Origin of the sequence: Acinetobacter proteolyticus (assembly GCF_000367945.1) — a bacterium.
Taxonomy (GTDB): domain Bacteria; phylum Pseudomonadota; class Gammaproteobacteria; order Pseudomonadales; family Moraxellaceae; genus Acinetobacter; species Acinetobacter proteolyticus.
Window position 1 is genome coordinate 386,501 of the sequence record NZ_KB849179.1, and the last position, 17,111, is coordinate 403,611.

The 17,111-nt window shown below is 40.8% G+C and carries 14 protein-coding genes; 10 read left to right on the forward strand and 4 right to left on the reverse strand.

Going from position 1 to position 17,111, the window contains the following annotated elements:
• The first annotated feature begins 130 nt into the window (after positions 1-130).
• Together F993_RS14945 and F993_RS14940 are read left to right on the forward strand one after the other, a co-directional pair.
• Positions 131-3,247 carry a M66 family metalloprotease gene (locus F993_RS14945; protein ID WP_004652995.1) on the forward strand — a complete coding sequence of 1,039 codons (3,117 nt, stop codon included), beginning with the start codon at positions 131-133 and terminating at the stop codon, positions 3,245-3,247.
• A gap of 187 nt (positions 3,248-3,434) precedes the next feature.
• Positions 3,435-4,703, forward strand: a complete 1,269-nt coding sequence (locus tag F993_RS14940; protein ID WP_004652996.1) for a hypothetical protein — start codon at positions 3,435-3,437, stop codon at positions 4,701-4,703.
• Positions 4,704-4,751: 48 nt separating this feature from the next.
• On the opposite strand, the gene rpsT is transcribed toward F993_RS14940, so the two are convergent.
• A complete protein-coding gene (rpsT, locus tag F993_RS14935) occupies positions 4,752-5,018 on the reverse strand; it encodes a 30S ribosomal protein S20 (RefSeq protein ID WP_004652997.1) in 267 nt (88 codons plus the stop codon).
• A gap of 214 nt (positions 5,019-5,232) precedes the next feature.
• Between rpsT and F993_RS14930 the strand changes: the two genes are divergently transcribed.
• From F993_RS14930 to F993_RS14910, 5 genes are all read left to right on the forward strand, one after another.
• Positions 5,233-5,898, forward strand: coding sequence for an NAD(P)H-binding protein (locus F993_RS14930; protein WP_004652999.1), 666 nt, complete (start codon positions 5,233-5,235; stop codon positions 5,896-5,898).
• 12 nt (positions 5,899-5,910) lie between these two features.
• On the forward strand, positions 5,911-6,423 hold the full coding sequence (gene rraA, locus F993_RS14925; protein ID WP_004653000.1) for a ribonuclease E activity regulator RraA: 513 nt from the start codon (positions 5,911-5,913) through the stop codon (positions 6,421-6,423).
• 12 nt (positions 6,424-6,435) lie between these two features.
• On the forward strand, positions 6,436-7,224 hold the full coding sequence (locus tag F993_RS14920; RefSeq protein WP_004653001.1) for a glutathione S-transferase N-terminal domain-containing protein: 789 nt from the start codon (positions 6,436-6,438) through the stop codon (positions 7,222-7,224).
• A 120-nt stretch (positions 7,225-7,344) separates the two neighbouring features.
• On the forward strand, positions 7,345-7,698 hold the full coding sequence (locus F993_RS14915; protein ID WP_004653002.1) for a hypothetical protein: 354 nt from the start codon (positions 7,345-7,347) through the stop codon (positions 7,696-7,698).
• A gap of 201 nt (positions 7,699-7,899) precedes the next feature.
• Positions 7,900-10,407 carry an SEL1-like repeat protein gene (locus tag F993_RS14910; protein WP_004653003.1) on the forward strand — a complete coding sequence of 836 codons (2,508 nt, stop codon included), beginning with the start codon at positions 7,900-7,902 and terminating at the stop codon, positions 10,405-10,407.
• Positions 10,408-10,486: 79 nt separating this feature from the next.
• On the opposite strand, the gene F993_RS14905 is transcribed toward F993_RS14910, so the two are convergent.
• On the reverse strand, positions 10,487-12,022 hold the full coding sequence (locus tag F993_RS14905; protein WP_004653004.1) for an acetyl-CoA C-acetyltransferase: 1,536 nt from the start codon (positions 12,020-12,022) through the stop codon (positions 10,487-10,489).
• Between the two features lie 223 nt (positions 12,023-12,245).
• Here F993_RS14905 and F993_RS14900 point away from each other — a divergent pair, with 223 nt between their 5' ends.
• The 3 genes from F993_RS14900 to F993_RS14890 all read left to right on the forward strand — a co-directional run bounded on the left by F993_RS14900 (position 12,246) and on the right by F993_RS14890 (position 15,893).
• Complete coding sequence (locus tag F993_RS14900) at positions 12,246-13,637, forward strand: 3-oxoacyl-ACP reductase (protein ID WP_004653005.1); 1,392 nt, start codon at positions 12,246-12,248, stop codon at positions 13,635-13,637.
• Between the two features lie 65 nt (positions 13,638-13,702).
• On the forward strand, positions 13,703-14,557 hold the full coding sequence (locus F993_RS14895) for a MaoC family dehydratase (RefSeq protein WP_004653007.1): 855 nt from the start codon (positions 13,703-13,705) through the stop codon (positions 14,555-14,557).
• Positions 14,558-14,639: 82 nt separating this feature from the next.
• Positions 14,640-15,893: a serine hydrolase domain-containing protein gene (locus F993_RS14890; RefSeq protein WP_004653008.1), complete on the forward strand. Its 1,254-nt coding sequence runs from the start codon at positions 14,640-14,642 to the stop codon at positions 15,891-15,893.
• Here the strand turns inward: F993_RS14890 and F993_RS14885 are convergent.
• A complete protein-coding gene (locus F993_RS14885) occupies positions 15,890-16,408 on the reverse strand; it encodes a GNAT family N-acetyltransferase (RefSeq protein WP_004653009.1) in 519 nt (172 codons plus the stop codon). The genes F993_RS14890 and F993_RS14885 overlap by 4 nt on opposite strands.
• A gap of 7 nt (positions 16,409-16,415) precedes the next feature.
• Positions 16,416-17,006: a TetR family transcriptional regulator gene (locus F993_RS14880; RefSeq protein WP_004653010.1), complete on the reverse strand. Its 591-nt coding sequence runs from the start codon at positions 17,004-17,006 to the stop codon at positions 16,416-16,418.
• Between the last annotated feature and the right edge of the window lie 105 nt (positions 17,007-17,111).

A 17,111-nucleotide genomic window follows, 5' to 3' on the forward strand; every position in this document is an offset into this window, starting at 1 on the left:
CGATAAATTAATTCCCCTTCCTGCTGATTAAGTTGTTAGTATATATAAATACATGATTTATATTAATTTTAACTATTTAACGTAATTTATCATTAACGATAATTTATCAAATTTTTCTTGGGGAAATGTGATGCAATTACAACTTAAACATTTAACGGTTTGTTTGTTATCGGCCATGCTAGTCGCTTGCGGTGGTGGTGGGGCAGATCATTCAAATGCAACAAATAATACTGAGCCGCCAAAAAATAATAATGAAACTGCGGGAAATGGTAATCTTGTTCCGGGTGATGGAACCAATGAATTACCAGGTGATGGAACACCTGAGACACCAAATAATGGCTCAGGATCTACTGAGCCAGAACTACCAAATGGCGGCGGTAATACTGGTTCAGGTGGTGTAACACCAGAAGTTCCGAATACTGGCAATAATGGTTCAGGAACGACAACACCTGAAACACCGAATAATGGTAATAACAGTTCAGGGACGACTACACCTGAAACGCCAAATGGCGGTAATACTGGTTCAGGTGGTGTAACACCAGAAGTGCCTAATACTGGCAATAATGGCTCTGGAAATACAAAACCAGAAACACCGAATAATGGTAATAACGGTTCGGATAACACGACACCAGAAATACCAAACCAAGGTGGAGGCGGAAATACCGAAACACCGTCTATTCCACCTGTGGTAGAAAAGTATCCAGAACCTCGTAAAAATATAATAGATGAATCGGTGCTTGGTTTTTATGATTACGATAAGCTTGGACTGCCACGTCTACTGCGTAATGATCTAAACGGCAGTTTTGCTGCGATGCTGCAATTTGCACAAAGCCATGTGGTGAATCCTAAAAATAATGAAAAAGATTCAATGCCACGTTTAACCACAGAAAAAGATGCCTTGTTATTGGTCACTCCATTAGCAGAAATGGGCGATCTGCAAAAACTTCAAGTCGAAATTTATCAAGGCAATCAGCTACTCAGAACGGTTAAATTGAAAGAACCATCAAGAATAGCAGCTTCTGATCAATCCAATAGTGATGGTCGTCCTCCAGTCAGCTATTCAAAGCGAGCATGGACGGTTGCGTTAAAATGGAATGAAATTCGTGCAGGCCTGCATCTTCGCGTTATTGATCCACTGAATAATCGTAGTGGTGACCTTACTGCCGATAATATTGATTTAGCAGCACCAGGTGAACTGGTGGTACAAAATATCCGTTTAGGCTTATTAACGGATCCACCGAAATCGACCGGTCATTATATGTTGCTTGAACCTGCCAAAGCGGGAACGGATTATTTTCAAACTATTCCTGCGGCGCGCATGATTGTGAGCAAATATGAGGATTTAAAGCTCAATAAAGTGATGGTGGCGAGTGGGGTCATTTATGATGCCGCCAGTGCAACCACAGGCGATGTCTATAGTGGTGATATGCGTGAAAATACAGCTAAATCAACCTTTGGTGTTGGTATTAACTTAGCCAATTGGGGGATCACCAGTGCTTCAATGGCCAGTCAAGAGCAACCACAAGTTACCCAAAGTGTTGTAGCGCACTATGCACGAGGTAAGTACAGTAATGGTGATGTAACACATGGCCTGAGTGGAGGCAATGGTATGTTGACCTTAATTGATTCTGTGGGCAATGAGTTTAGTCATGAGATTGGACATCATTATGGGTTAGGGCATTATCCGGGTTCTGCTGGCACGAATATGTTCTGGGCGGCGCATCATGCAGATAGCGGTTGGGGCTATATTGCGTTTAGAAACAAAATGCGTGGTAACCTTAATTGGACCACCACCAATTTAGGTGATGGTGCAAATGGTGTACCGAACTTCCTGAACAAATATGCTTATGGTTGGGATGCCATGTCAGGTGGTGCAACTGCAAGCAGTATTTCTAAATATACCCATTACACTGGTTATAGTACCTATCTAAAAATTCAGCCTGCGTTTGATCGTTATGTCTGGGATGCAACTTCTCCAACAGGTTATAAAAAGTGGAATACGACCACCCGAATGATGGAGGTTGCTCAACCTAAGACGCCGAATTCAAGCAATGTTTGGTATAACCGTGCTGATGGCAATTATTTGAAACCAAGAATGTTTGGGGTGCCAGTGTACACCATCTTGGGGGGGTATGATCCTGAGGCGCAGGTTGGCTTGGTTTATCCTGCTGCAAGAGGAAATTGGGGCAATGTATTTGATTTGCCACAAGCCAATCCGAATGCAGTAACTGCAAGTTGCTGGTTGAATGTACAGTTTGCAAGTGCGAGTCAAAATATTGCTTTGGCACCGCAGCGAATGAACAGCAATAGCAATGCCAATAAATTCCATGTCAACCTTGCACAAAGTGAGACACCACAGCAAGTTAATTTGTACTGTAAAAAGGCCAATCAAACGGCGGTATTATTGTCGAGTATGTCGATTCCTGCCAATACCACTCTGCTAGCACCTGCGGTTGAGATTGGTAAAGAAGCAGAATACTCCGCTTTAAGAGCGATTGAACTGCCTCAATTAGAGCAGGCTTTACTGGAGAATAAAGATAAGGCAGTCGTGAATCTTTCAACAGATACTAAGTTGCTATTTGATTCTTATCGAACTTATAAGGACCAGTTAGCACCTGATGCGCAAAATGAAATGGTACGTTATACCCAGCAGCAAATTAAACTTTATCGTCTCAATCGCTGGATCAATGTCTATCGTTCTGATTTAAGCAATTTAAATACAGATGCAGTAACGGCATTTCAGTCTTTTGTCGAAAAACTAGCGCTTAAAGGGGATTTGAACTTTGCATCGAGTACAAGTTTGATGAACCGAACCAACTGTCTAAAAGCTGAGACGTCTGCGAATGGCCAGTTCAATGCATTTATTAGCGGCCCGACGGGTTGTGTGGGGGATGATTCTGAGAAGTGGATCTATGATGCCTTGGGTAAAATCCATAATAAGCTGTATATACAACAATGTTTAACTACGACTGCAGGCAATGTCATTAATCTGATGCCGTGTAATGAGGCAACCAGTCAGGTGTGGGAAATTGATGTAACTGCTCAAGCGATCAAGCAGTCGAATCAGTGCTTTGATCTGGAGGGCGGCTATTTAACCAATAATCGGGCACGCTTAATACGTTATCGTTGTACCAATGGCGCGAATCAAAAATGGACGATTCCTGTAGTCAATAACAGCTTAATACTCGCTGGATTGTCTGCAAAGAATTTACCTGTTGCAACCAAGGCGTTGGCTGTTAATCCTTAATCAGTTCAAGATTTTATTTGAATGTCATAAATCAATGATATGAAGTTCTTCGGAGCTTCATATTTTTTTATCTAAAATATATTTTTAGAAAGTTAAAAAAATAATAAAAGTGTACTTTTAAAATATATCGTTTTTCGTCATGATAGGAAAATAAAAAGAGAAACTTAACACATAATTGGATAAAAAGATGTTATCAAACACGATTTATTTATGGGAGCCTGAAATTTTCACAGGTAAAGTTCCCGCAGAAGATGATTCACAGCAGGTTGCCTTTGAGCTGCATCAACAATATCGCCATATTTCTAGTCACGGCAGAACTTTACATGCATGGTTGGACTTATTTAGCAACAAGATTTGTGATCCGCAATATCAGGCTTATTTCTCTGAACAGACACAACAATGGGTGCAGGAAATTAAGAGCAAGTTTGCTCAAGGATTGTATGCCAGTGTGCAGGTGGATGTTCTGGCGAACGAGGCGCAAAATGATGCGGTCTATCGGGTCTTTTACGAGGCTGCGCATGAAACAGGAATTGGCTTCTATGAGCCGAATTATAATGTCTGGGCCATAGGGGAGCTGCAATCTCCTGAAAATGCGGTGTCTAATATGCTACAGCCTTATTTGCTGGAGCCTTTATGCGTCAAGCCGCTTGAGTGCTTTGTTGAACCCGAGTCTGCGATGTTGGTGGCTGACTTTCAAACCCCGCAGAATATGCCTGAAGCAGAACAATTGATTAGTCAGTGGTTTGAACAACAAAAAGATACTCAGTATCTCAAGCTTGATGTTTTTAATGTCGCGCATGATTTTATTTCGAATTGGGGTAATATCGGACGGCCTGAGTTGGCATTAGATACAGGCTATCGTTGCTTTTTATTGACCCAAAAACAGCTAGGTGTTTTTTATCAACTCAAGATGGTGCTTAGAAAATTAACAGTCAGTCCAATGCTCTCTTTTGCTATGGATTTTACCGATCGGTTTATTCCTGATCAATTGCAGGAGCAGTTGCCTGAACGTTTGATTTTTCGTCTACGATCATTGGATATTCATAAAAATACAGGACAGAAAAATAATAGCGAACCCTGTTTTGCATTGACGGGACGTTGGGATACGCAAACAGATATTCAGAATTTCTTTACTCATTTGGATGCTTATATCAATTTTATTTTTTCAAATCTAGGGCAAGGTCGATTAGAGGTGTTGCAGGCATGGGCCTATGGCGATATGCCAGCAGAGCTTAAAATTGATCTGGATTTTCGTTTTGAGTTGATGATGATTGCATTAAGCCAGGATTTCCCATATTTACAAGAACGCTATCAATACCATAAGGCAGTATTGATGCAGAATAACGCGCGGGCCAGTGATTTGGGCTTACTGGAAGAAAGTTATAAGTTCTGTCAGAAGTTGAACAAGATCGTGATGGATGCGGGGACGGGTTTACAGCCCTATATACAAAATTAAAGACAATAAAAAAGCCCGAAAAATTCGGGCTTTTTTATATGCTTCAAATTAGTTAGCTAATGCTTTAACTTGAGCGTTTAAGCGGCTCTTGTGACGAGCAGCTTTATTTTTGTGGATGATGCCTTTATCAGCCATACGGTCGATAACTGGAACAGCAGTTTTATAAGCTTCTGTAGCAGTAGCATAATCACCAGCAGCGATCGCATTTACAGTACGTTTGATGTAAGTACGAACCATAGAACGCAAGCTTGCGTTGTGTTTGCGTGCTTTAACGTTTTGACGAGCACGTTTTTTAGCTTGAGCAGAGTTTGCCACTCGTGCACTCCTTGAAAATAAGTTGGTCTGGGCGGGCTGAAGTTAAAACCAAAAATAATATTGGCAACATTCACCAGCCCGTAAACAAGTGCCATATTTTGAGGAAACTAAGCCTCGAAGTCAAGCCTTGTGATACTTTTAAGTACATTTTACAGGTGATAATCGTGCAAGAAAACGTTACATTAGGTTTATTCATGGCATAGAGCGAATAAAAATGAAAATAGGTGAAAAAAAAGCAATCATCATTGGTGCAACAGGGTTGGTCGGTCAGGCTCTTGTAGATGAGTTACAGCATTCTGGTGATTTTAGTGAAATTACCGTCGTTGTAAGGAAAAGTTCTGATACATTAAAAGCTTATAGTAAAGTAACTCAGCTTGTTTTAGAAGATTTCCTGCTGCTGAATGACGAGGATGTCAATAGCTATACCCATGCATTTAGTTGTTTGGGAAGCACCATAAAACAAGCCGGATCAAAAGAAGCATTTTATGCAATTGATTATGAAATCAATGCTCATTTTGCAGATTTAGTTCAGGATAAAAATATTCATTTATTGGTGGTCAGTGCGTTGGGAGCGAACGCTAATTCACCAGTTTTCTATAATAAAGTGAAAGGTGAACTGGAAAATTACCTGAAAAGTTTGTCAATTTATAAGCTATCGATTTTTCAGCCTTCACTTTTAATTGGAAAACGCAGTGAAGTTCGCTTGTTAGAGGATCTGGCACAGACGGCATTTAAGCTGGTCGAAAAAGCGTGGACCAGACCGTTTAAACTTAAACCTGTAACGGCAGAGCAATTGGCGCATACTATGTGGGTTGCAGCGCAAACTCAAACTGCCGCATTTAAACTCTATGACAATTTAAGCATACAACAAAGCAAATAATGGAGAATTTCAGTGACAACGATCCCTTTCGTAACTTGTGATTTGTTAGATGATAATCCTGAAAAAGACCTACAAGTGGTAATACCCTCATTAGATGGTAAATTCTTTAAAAGTTATGGTGCGCGTAAGACCTTTGGTGGGCAAGTCGTCACTGTAAAGTGTTTTGAAGATAACTCTCGTGTAAAAGAGCTGTTGGCAACCGATGGTACAGGCAAAGTTTTAGTTGTTGATGGTGGTGCTTCGATGCGTTGTGCTTTGATGGGAGATTTGATTGCGGAATCTGCGGTGAAGCATCACTGGAATGGTGTCGTGATTTATGGCTGTGTGCGTGACGTAGATGCGATTGCAGAACTGGATTTAGGTGTTCATGCATTGGCTGCAATTCCACAAAAAAGTAATCGTAAAGGCATTGGTGAGGTAGATATTGCACTGTATTTTGGTGGTGTGACCATCAATTCAGGCGATTATATCTATGCAGATAATAACGGAATTGTGATTGCAAAAGAAAAATTAGTCGACTGCTAAAAGGATAGCGATATGCTCAACATGGTGAATCACCAACTCAAGGTTTTACAATCTGTTGTTGCCAGTGTGATTGAAGGTGGAAGAGGTGTCTCGGGTACGCCATTTCCAAAGCAACCCACAAAAGCAATAAAACTCTATGAGTTTGAAGGTTCACCATTTTGCCGCCGTGTCCGTGAAGTGATCACTTTATTAAATCTGGATGTAGAGATTTACCCATGTCCAAAAGGTGGTCAGAAATACCGCCAAATCGTAAAAGCAAAAGGTGGCAGAAGACAGTTTCCTTTTTTGATTGATGAAAATACGGGTGATCAGTTATATGAATCACAGCAGATTATTCATCATCTGTTTAAGCATTATGGGAAAACAGGTCAAACACCGAAAAAGTTTAGTCATTATCCAAAACTTCCTTATGTCTCTGCGTTAGCTACCGTTGCCAATGCTGCCCGTGGTGTATGGATCAATCAGCAGATTATTGATCGTCCTGCGCCAGCGCAGTTATTGGAGTTATGGAGCTTTGAGGCGAGCCCGTATACCCGTTTGGTGCGTGAGGTGCTGACCGAGTTGGAACTGCCATATATTCTGCATAATGTCCCTAAAGAACGTTGGCAGGATATGGGGCCAGCAGCTTTACGCTTAAAACCTGGGAAATATATTCCATTGCCCAATGGCAAACGCGAAAAGATTGTTGAGCTGATGGGGCGAGATATTCAGGTTCCGTATTTAGTTGACCCGAACACAGGCGTGAAAATGTTTGAGTCGGCTAAAATTGTTGAGTATCTCAAGAAGCAGTATGGAAAATAAATGTTGAGAAGGCATCTTGTAGAAGATGCTTTTTTATTAGGTGGTTGTGATGTGAGTGTTGCTTGATTGGTCGTTTTAGCGGTTTAATACCAGTGAAAAATAGAGTGATGTGATTGATCGATGTTAAGCCAACTGAGCAACCTATTTAAAAGTTCTAAAGAGACACCTGAACAGTTATTTTTAAAAGAACATGCTTTAGCATTTGATGCAGAGCAGGGTGCGATTCTCAATGGTGTGGTGTTGAATGGGTTGAGCGTTCGTCTGGAATATTTTTCCAATCGAAAATTAGACCGATTTGATGATTTAGAAAAGCTGTTTCGGATTGCGCCACAAATTAATGAAAAGATCGATTTGGAATTGCACTCACAGGGGTTTGTTGAGCGCTTAGGAAATACTGAAGAAAATCTAAAAGAGTTAAAGCAAATCATTAAAGTTTTAAATGACTATTATGTGAAGTTTAAACGGGCGAGATAGGACTTAAATTTTAGACGTTAAGAATGGAAGGATCATATTAAAAGATCATCCGATTGTTTGTTATTTAATATTTGATTGAACGTTAATACGAGAATAATTGCAATTCAACTTATAATTCAAAACGTCGAGTAAATATCTGCTACGCATTTCTCTTAAAATTCTATATTTCAATGTATAAAGATAATGATTTAGGGTCGATAAATGGCACATCGTATTTATTTATATAATGTTGATCACGATAAACAAGATACTTATTCGGGATATTTAGGTGAGTGGAAATATGAAATTCCACAGCTGTTACTCCCCTTGTTTTTTATACAGCCGACACGTAAAGGACATTTACTTTACTTTGATCGTGTGAGAGGCGTTGCCTATTTACAACGTTTCTATGATTTGTTGAGTGAAAGCTATCAATTGGGCGATCAAGCGGATTTTGTTAAGGCTCGGCAAACTATGTTTGATATGTTGCAAAACTTGCCTTATGAACAGTTTGAAATGGATGCAACTGATGTTTTTAACATGAATGAGGAAAGTCATCGTGTACAAGCTCAGGACTGGGTTGAAGAAATATTAGAAAAAAAATTCTTGTATGATCAAGCGATAGAATTAAGAGATTTATCTGTTTTAAATCCAATATTGGCCAGAAGTGGTTATGAAAGCTTTCTTGAAATTTTACAGACAGATTGGATTCAGTGGGGACTTGGTTATTGGGAAGCATGGCTTTACAGAGATGCAACCGAAAGTTTTGAAGTGAATGGTTTGTGGGGGCTCAAGAATCGTAAGGGAGAAATTGTGCTTGAGCCGCAGTTGAGCCAGATTTGGGCATTCAATGAGGAGGGAATAGCGGTATATGTTCACAATAAACAATATGGCTATCTTAATCATTATGGGAAGATTCTGCTCGAAGCACAATTTGCGGATGCCAATGACAGCTTTCAGTTCGAAGGTAAAAATTATGCAGTGGTTCATCCACTGGAAAATTCGGAGCAACAGGGGGTCATTTGCCTAGATAATGGAGAATGGATGATTCCCGCCTGCTATCAAGCAGTAGAGCAGCTACTTTACTCTGATGTTTTTAATGTGTTTAAAGATGGCCAATATCAGCTTGTCAATCTGCAGCACCAAACTATTATTGCTGAAACAGCAGATCATCCTTTTGATCTGGATTATTTAAATGAAGAGGCTAAGCTTTATTACTGTATACAAAAAGGATCAGCAAAGAGACGGTATTTCCTGAGTAATGGAACTTATCTGGGAGAGTATATTGAAGAAGTATTGCAATCGCTCAGTAATGGCTATTTATGGGTTAAGCCAAATAAGTTTCAGCGCAAGATTTGTGTATTAAAGCCGAATGGCGAGTTGCTGATTGATGATATTGATCAGCTAAAAGATTGGTCAGGTTATGGTTATCGTAGTTTTGCCTATCGCAAACAAAAGCTCTGGTTTATCTATCAGACAGAAACCCATCACTTTCTGTTAGCGGGAGGTGTGGACAAGCTGGTAGATGGCGATTATCTACATGAACTCAAGGATATTTATCCCTTTGAGCATGCTGGGCAATATGGTCTGTTCGATGCGAAACAACAACATTGGCTTATTCCGCTTGCTGACCAGTTTGAGCGTATCGAACATATCAGTCATGGCTTCTTCCTGTGTACCACAGCAGCGGGATGCTATTATTATGATGCAAAACAGAAAACTCTGGGAGCGGTATGTTTTGATTATATTGCACCTGCGATTGAGCGTTATGACTCGGAACAGGGGCTGTTAACTTTATTTAAAGATCTCGACTTATTCTTTATCGATCTACAACGTCAACTGGTAAAAGCTGATCCTGATCAAATTGGGCAATTTTATTTGCGGCGTTTTAATTTCCAAGGTAAAGATTTAAGGTTTTTCGAGCAGTTTTACTCGCGCTGGAAGACCGCCCAAGGCGATATTTATTTTGACCAGCTGAAAGCTAAGACCTTGTTGAAAATTGCCCAATATTTTGAAGAACATCATGATATTGCGCAAGCCATACAATATTATCAGGCTGCTGCAGATCGGGGGGATAGTGAGAGTATGGTGGCGTTAGGCCTGATTTATGATAACGGTGAAAGCGTAGAGCAAGATTATGTACGGGCGCTGAACTATTATCAGCAAGCAGCGCAACTGGGCAATGCGTGGGGATGGAATAATTTAGGCTGCATGTATCTGAAAGGGCATGGTGTAGATCAGAATATTCAACAAGCCATTGACTGTTTTAAACAGAGTATACAGTTAGGAAATGGCCAAGCCTGCAAAAATCTGGCAGGGCTATATTATGATGGAATTGAGGTTGAACAAGATCTTGAAGCCGCGCAAGACTATTACCAACGTGCCGAGAAACAATTGTATTTCTGTGGGGAGCAACTCGCTGATCTTTACTATAGAAAGGCGGCCTATGATCAATTGGCTAAATTGATCAAACGGGATAAAAGTGATGCTTATACTGCAATCTATTATGGGTTGATGTATGAAGCAGGACATCAGTTTAAACAGAATATTAAAAAGGCGATTCAATATTTTGAAAAAGCTTTAGATTATGCTGATTATCATTATGTGTTGAGGCAGCTACTTTTTTATTATGGGGAGTCAGAGCAGTTTAAAAATCCTGCAAAATATAAACATTGGAAAAATTACATTGAAAGTAATGAAATACAGCTGGATGAGTCTGCATCTGATTAAACAGGATGCGGTTAAATAGAAATTCAAGAAATAAAAAAGCTGAATCAAATGATTCAGCTTTTTATGGGCAGATGAACAATTATTTTTCAATAATCGCTGTTACACCTTGACCACCAGCAGCACAGATCGAAACGAGGATACGACCTGAACCTTTTTCATTTAAGATTTTCGCAGCAGTCGCGATGATACGACCACCTGTAGCAGCAAATGGGTGACCCGCAGCTAAAGAAGAACCTTTGATGTTTAGCTTGCTACGATCAATTGAACCTAAAGGTGCATCTAAGCCTAAACGCTCTTTACAGAATTTCTCGTCTTCCCATGCTTTCAATGTAGAAAGAACTTGTGATGCAAATGCTTCGTGGATTTCATAGTAGTCGAAATCTTGAAGTTTAAGACCAGCACGCTCAAGCATACGTGGAACTGCATAAGCAGGTGCCATCAATAAGCCTTCTTTCTTGCCAACGAAATCAACAGCAGCAGTTTCAGAGAAAGTTAGGTAAGCAAGGACTTCGTGACCATTTGCTTTAGCCCATTCTTCAGACGCTAAAAGTACACATGATGCACCATCAGTCAACGGCGTAGAGTTACCTGCAGTCATGGTTGCAGCTTCGCCTTTACCAAATGCAGGTTTTAATTTTGCTAATTTCTCAGCAGTAGAGTCAGCACGTAAGTTGTTGTCACGGCTTAAACCCAAGAATGGCGTGATTAAGTCATCGAAGAAACCTTCTTCGTATGCTTTTGCCATTTTTTGGTGAGAAGAAGCAGCAAGAATATCTTGCTCTTCACGTGGAATACCCCATTCAAGCGCAGTGATTGCTTGATGGTCACCCATCGATAAACCAGTACGTGGTTCACCATTTTTAGGTGCATCCATAAGATCTTTAACATTGATTTTTGCTAAAGCTTTTAAGCGGTCTTTACCAGTTTTAGCAATGTTAAGCTCTAATAATGCTTTACGTAAGCCGTCACCGAAAGCGATTGGCGCATCAGAAGTGGTATCAACACCACCTGCGATACCCACTTCGATTTGACCTAAAGCAATTTTGTTTGCTACAAGAAATGCTGCTTGTAAACCTGTACCACATGCTTGTTGGATATCGTAAGCAGGAGTTTCTGGCGCAAGTTGCGTATTTAAAACACATTCACGTGTCATGTTGAAATCACGGCTGTGCTTTAATACTGCACCAGCAACCACTTCACCTAGGCGTTGACCTTGTAGGTTGAAGCGCTCAACCAAACCGTTTAACGCAGCTGTAAACATGTCGATGTTAGAAGCTGTGAAATAAGCGCCGTTAGAGCGAGCGAAAGGAATACGGTTACCGCCGATAATGGCAACACGGCGCACAGTGTTTTGGCTCATGGTTTTATCCTGTTGAACAGAAGGTTTGGTTGTTTTAGCAGTCGCTGCTTTGGTCGTTGTAGACGCAGCAGCACTTTTTGTCGTACCCGCACTACGTGTTGTAGCGCGAGCACGCGTTGTTTTTGGTGTCGTCGTTGCCGCTTTCGATGTTGTGCTTGCAGTTTTACGTGGAGTTGAAGCTGCTTTTGATGTATTTGACACAGTCTCTTGAGCGGAAGTCTCGACTGCTGGATTTTCTTGAGTTGTTTTGCTCATAAGGCTTTTCCAAGCATAATTGCGATATTCTTGCTACAAACATACCATATTTCCAATACTGCTGTATTGACTAGAATGACGCTTGAGACCACATTCAGGTCAAGACATCCAGACATGAACTCAAGTATGATTTGCTATGAGTCAATCAGACATTGATTTCATGCCATATCCCAACATGATTCATGTGTTTGTAACAAATTCATTTGTATGAGAGATAATAACCATGACTGATCAGTACCAAGCATTTACACAATCACCTTTAGGTAAGTTTGTCGTAAAAAATTTAGGTTTACCATCACCAGTTGCGCTAGATCGTTTTGAAAGTGCTCAACCAGTTGTAAATGGTGCAGTATTGCTTGGCGCAGCACCATCAAGCACGATTTCTGCTGCGATTGCTCAAGTTTTGAGTAATATTCATGCAGATAGCTATGTTGGTAATAATGTTGAATTACAACAAACTGCGGCAAAAGTAGGTTTAAATCTTCGTCCTCTTAATGCAGATGATAAAGAATCTAAGTTTAAAGCGGTTGTATTTGATGCTTCTGGTATCCAAGATTCAGAACAATTAAAAGCGTTATACGACTTCTTCAATCCAATCGCACGTCAAATCTCAAGTTCAGGTCGTGTGATCGTGATTGGTACCACACCAGAAACTGCGAAAACAGTAAAACAAGCGATTGCACAACGTGCGCTTGAAGGTTTTATCAAGTCTGTTGGTAAAGAATTCAAAAAGGGGATTACTGCACAAGTGGTTTATGTTGATCAGGGTGCGGAAGCAAACCTTGAATCAACTTTACGTTTCTTGATTTCACCACGTTCTGCTTATGTTTCTGGTCAAGTGGTTCGTGTGTCTAAAGCAGATGTGGTTGATTTAGATTGGGCGAAGCCACTTGCGGGTAAAACAGCATTGGTGACTGGTGCGAGTCGTGGTATTGGTGAAGCGATTGCGCATGTATTGGCTCGTGATGGTGCGCATGTTATTTGCTTAGATGTTCCACAACAACAAGCTGATTTAGAGCGTGTTGCTGGTTCAATTGGTGGTTCAGTCTTGGCAATTGACATTACTGCTGCCGATGCAGGTGAGAAAATCAAAACTGCTGCTGCAAAACAAGGTGGTTTAGACGTTATTGTTCATAATGCAGGGATTACCCGTGACAAAACTCTGGCAAATATGAAGCCTGAGCTTTGGGATCTCGTGATCAACATTAACTTATCTGCAATTGAGCGTGTTAACGATTACTTACTATCTCATGATGGTTTAAATGCCAATGGCCGTATCGTTTGTGTATCATCAATCAGTGGTATCGCAGGTAACCTTGGCCAAACCAACTATGCTGTGTCAAAAGCAGGTGTAATAGGTTTGGTTAAATTTACTGCGCCGACATTGAAAAATGGTATTACCATCAATGCGGTTGCACCTGGTTTTATCGAAACACAAATGACTGCTGCGATTCCATTCGCGATTCGTGAAGCAGGTCGTCGTATGAACTCGATGAACCAAGGTGGTTTGCCTGTAGATGTGGCTGAAGCAATTGCTTGGTATGCATCAACAGGTTCAACAGGTGTGACAGGTAACGTTGTTCGTGTCTGCGGTCAAAGCTTGTTAGGTGCCTAAGCATTAGGGTTTTGAAGAGGGGTGCTTGTGCATCCCTTTTTTATAAAAATATTGAAAGGTTTATTATGAATACACGTCATTTTAGTCAGTTGCCAAAACCTTATTTAGCTTATCCAAAAGTCATTCAAGGTCTTATTTTCAAAAAACCAAAGGGTGAAAAGGTTCTGCCACAAGTTGAATATGTGGTAGATACACTGAAAATCGATGCCAAACATTTAGAAAGCTATAACGAGATTTGTGGTTTTAAAAATGATGGTTTCGTGCCAGCAATCTATTTGGCGGTTTTATCGCAAAGTTTGCAAATGCACATGATGACCAGTGAGGCATTTCCATTCCCGATCTTGGGTTTGGTGCATATTCGTAATCAGATTAAGCAAACTCGCAAAATTGCTGTGAATGAGCAAATCACTTTGTCGTGCAAGTTTGGTGAGCTAAAACCGCATGATAAAGGTTTACAGTTTGATTTCATCACCACTGCAAAAGTCGGTGGTGAAGTGGTGATGGAAAGTTTAACCACTTATTTATCACGCCAAAAAACTGAGAAAAAAGCGACTGAAAAAGCCAAAGAATCTCAAGAGCCTGCTTATCAACCACAGGCAGAATGGAATATTTCTGAAAATACCGGTCGCCGTTATGCCGTGATTTCGGGTGACTTTAACTTGATTCATATCCATGCTGTGACTGCAAAAGCGTTTGGCTTTAAACAGGCGATTGCACATGGGATGTGGAGCAAAGCTAAAGCTTTGGCAAGTATCGAATTACCTGCGGCTTATGAAGCAGATGTATGGTTTAAACTGCCGATGTTTTTACCATCTACGGTCGAGTTTTTAACTGCAGCTGAGTCAAAACAAACAGATTTCTTAATTCGTAATGTGAAATCTAAAAAGCCACATGTTGCAGGTACCGTGAAAGCACTTTAATCACGATCATGTCGTGTAAATCATCCCTGTTGTTCGCAACAGGGAGATTATAAAAAACATAAATATCATAAGGAATTGAGCTTTGATTAAAGAACTTTTATTTGCTGATACACATCATTATCACGGCAGTGTTGATGAACGCTTTATTGATTTGGCGAGCCAATTTAGCCGTCTGCAAGATGCACGAACCCAGCAAGGTGGTGCAGCATTGGTGGTGTATTTCCAAGGTCAAAAAGTTGTTGATATTTATACGGGTAAAAAATCTCAAGAAGAAGATTGGCAATCCAATACTTTAGCCATGTGCTATTCAACAGGGAAAGGCATTCTGGCAACACTTGCACATATTTTGGTGAGTGAAGGTGTGCTGGATTATGAGCAACCGATTGCACATTATTGGCCTGAGTTCGCTCAGAATGGCAAAGCCAATATTACTTTACGTCATGTTTTGTCACATCAAAGTGGCTTATTCGATATTCGAAATACCATTGAAACAGCTACAGAAATGCTGGACTGGCCGCATATGCTGGATGTTATGGCAGCAGCGACACCACGTTTTGCAGCAGGGCAAAGCTATGCCTATCAGCCTTTGACCTATGGGTGGATTTTGGGTGGTGTGCTTGAGAAAGCCGCCAAACAACCTCTGAGTTGGCTGATGCAACGTTATCTGGTACAACCGCTTGAACTGGATGGCGCATATTTTGGGACACCAACATCGGAATTAAATCGTGTTGCGCGTTTGTTGGAACAGCCGAAAACCACTGCTCAAGCTAAACCGCAAAGCAAGAAAAACAGTCAGCCCCGTAAAACATCTTTATCAGAACGAGTGTTAGAGCTTTCTGGACAAAGTCCACAAGACTTTCAGGATGCCATGATTCCAAAAGGCATGCGTCATTTTAGCTTTTATAGTGATGAAGGTTTGCAAGCTGTTATTCCTGCGGCTAATGGAGTATTTACTGCTGATAGTTTGGCAAAAGTCTATGCAATGCTCGCCAATCAAGGGCAATGGCAGGGGCAGCAGCTGATTCACCCAGAAGTATTTAAGCAACTCAGTACGGTACAAAGTAAAGCGCGTGATCGAGTAATGCCGATTCCAATGCATTGGCGTTTGGGATACCACCGTATTTTAACGATGGGCAAACGTGCGCCACATGGCTTTGGACACGTGGGTTTTAATGGTTCAGGTGCTTGGTGTGATTTTGATCGTGAACTTAGTTTTGCTTATACCCATAATTTTAATGTGACCTCGGCAACAGGGGATTATCGTCTATGGGGTTTGAGTCAAGAAACCTTACGCTGTGCAGATGAAATACGAACAGGGCGAAAAGGCTGGTTCTAATTGGACTGTGCTTGATAAGGGGGAATATGGTAAATCAACGCTTCATACTTCTTTTCAGTTTTATGCGCAGCCACTGTTCCACCTAGAAATTCAGCTAGTTTACGACTTGGCTGATTTTCCACTGCAACAGGATATAAGAAATATTGGGCTGCGAGATGAGTAGAGGCCCAACGGAATACTTCTAAAATCGCTTCTTTGGCAAATCCTTGATTGTGGCAATCTTCCCGAATCCATAGTCCCAGTTCGGGTGTTGCGGTCTGCATTCGATGCACACCGATGAGACCAATGAACGCCTGATCTTGTTTAAGACGTAACACAAAATGGCGATCGGTATGGTCTGTTTCGGCGATCAGCCATTGTTGCCCAATTTTTTCTTGGGCTGCGAAATTTTGAGCAGGTTCCCAAGCCATATAACGGGTTAATGTTGTTGTGACACACGGGTAAATATCTGCAAGGTCATCCATTTGAAATACAAATAAATCGAGTCTTGCTGTCTGTAATAATGCTCGTTTCATTGTTTACTCATTTTGATTTTTGAAATAGTTCTGCTTGAATAATTGCTTCAGTATGACGTTTAAAATCAACTTCATCTAGACCAACTAAACCTAACTTATAAATCCCTTCCAATCCACAGACAAAAGCAATCAAACGCCATGCAATATCGTGACTATCGGTGTCGAAATGAAATTCACCTTGGGTTTGACCTTCATCAATCATTTGTACAATTGAACGATGCCAGTCTTGCATGGCAATGTTGTAGGCTCGTTTGATTTCCTGATCTTGATTAATTAAAACTTCAGCCTCATTCCATAATCGTAAATAGGGTTGAATTTGTTCGATGTTTTCACAGCCAAGGAGTAGGGAAAGACGTTGTTGATAATTGACCGTCGTCACCTGATTTTCAATTTCGTCCAATTGCTGCATTAATTTAACAAATGCTTCTGCCTTAAGCTGTGAGCTGGATGCAAAGTGATGATGCACTTGACCAGTCGACGTTTGAGCTTCGCTGGCGATACGACGAACCGTCATGGCGGAAAAACCTTCGTTTAATGCGACCTGCATCGCAGCTTGCAAAATCATTTCACGACGTTGTTCACGGTTTAAATAAGCCATTCTTTGTCTAGTACCTATATTCACATACAAATTAGAAACAAACTCACTTAAATCCAAAAGTTGGACAGGTGTTCAATTTTGGTTATAATAACGCCAACTTGAACA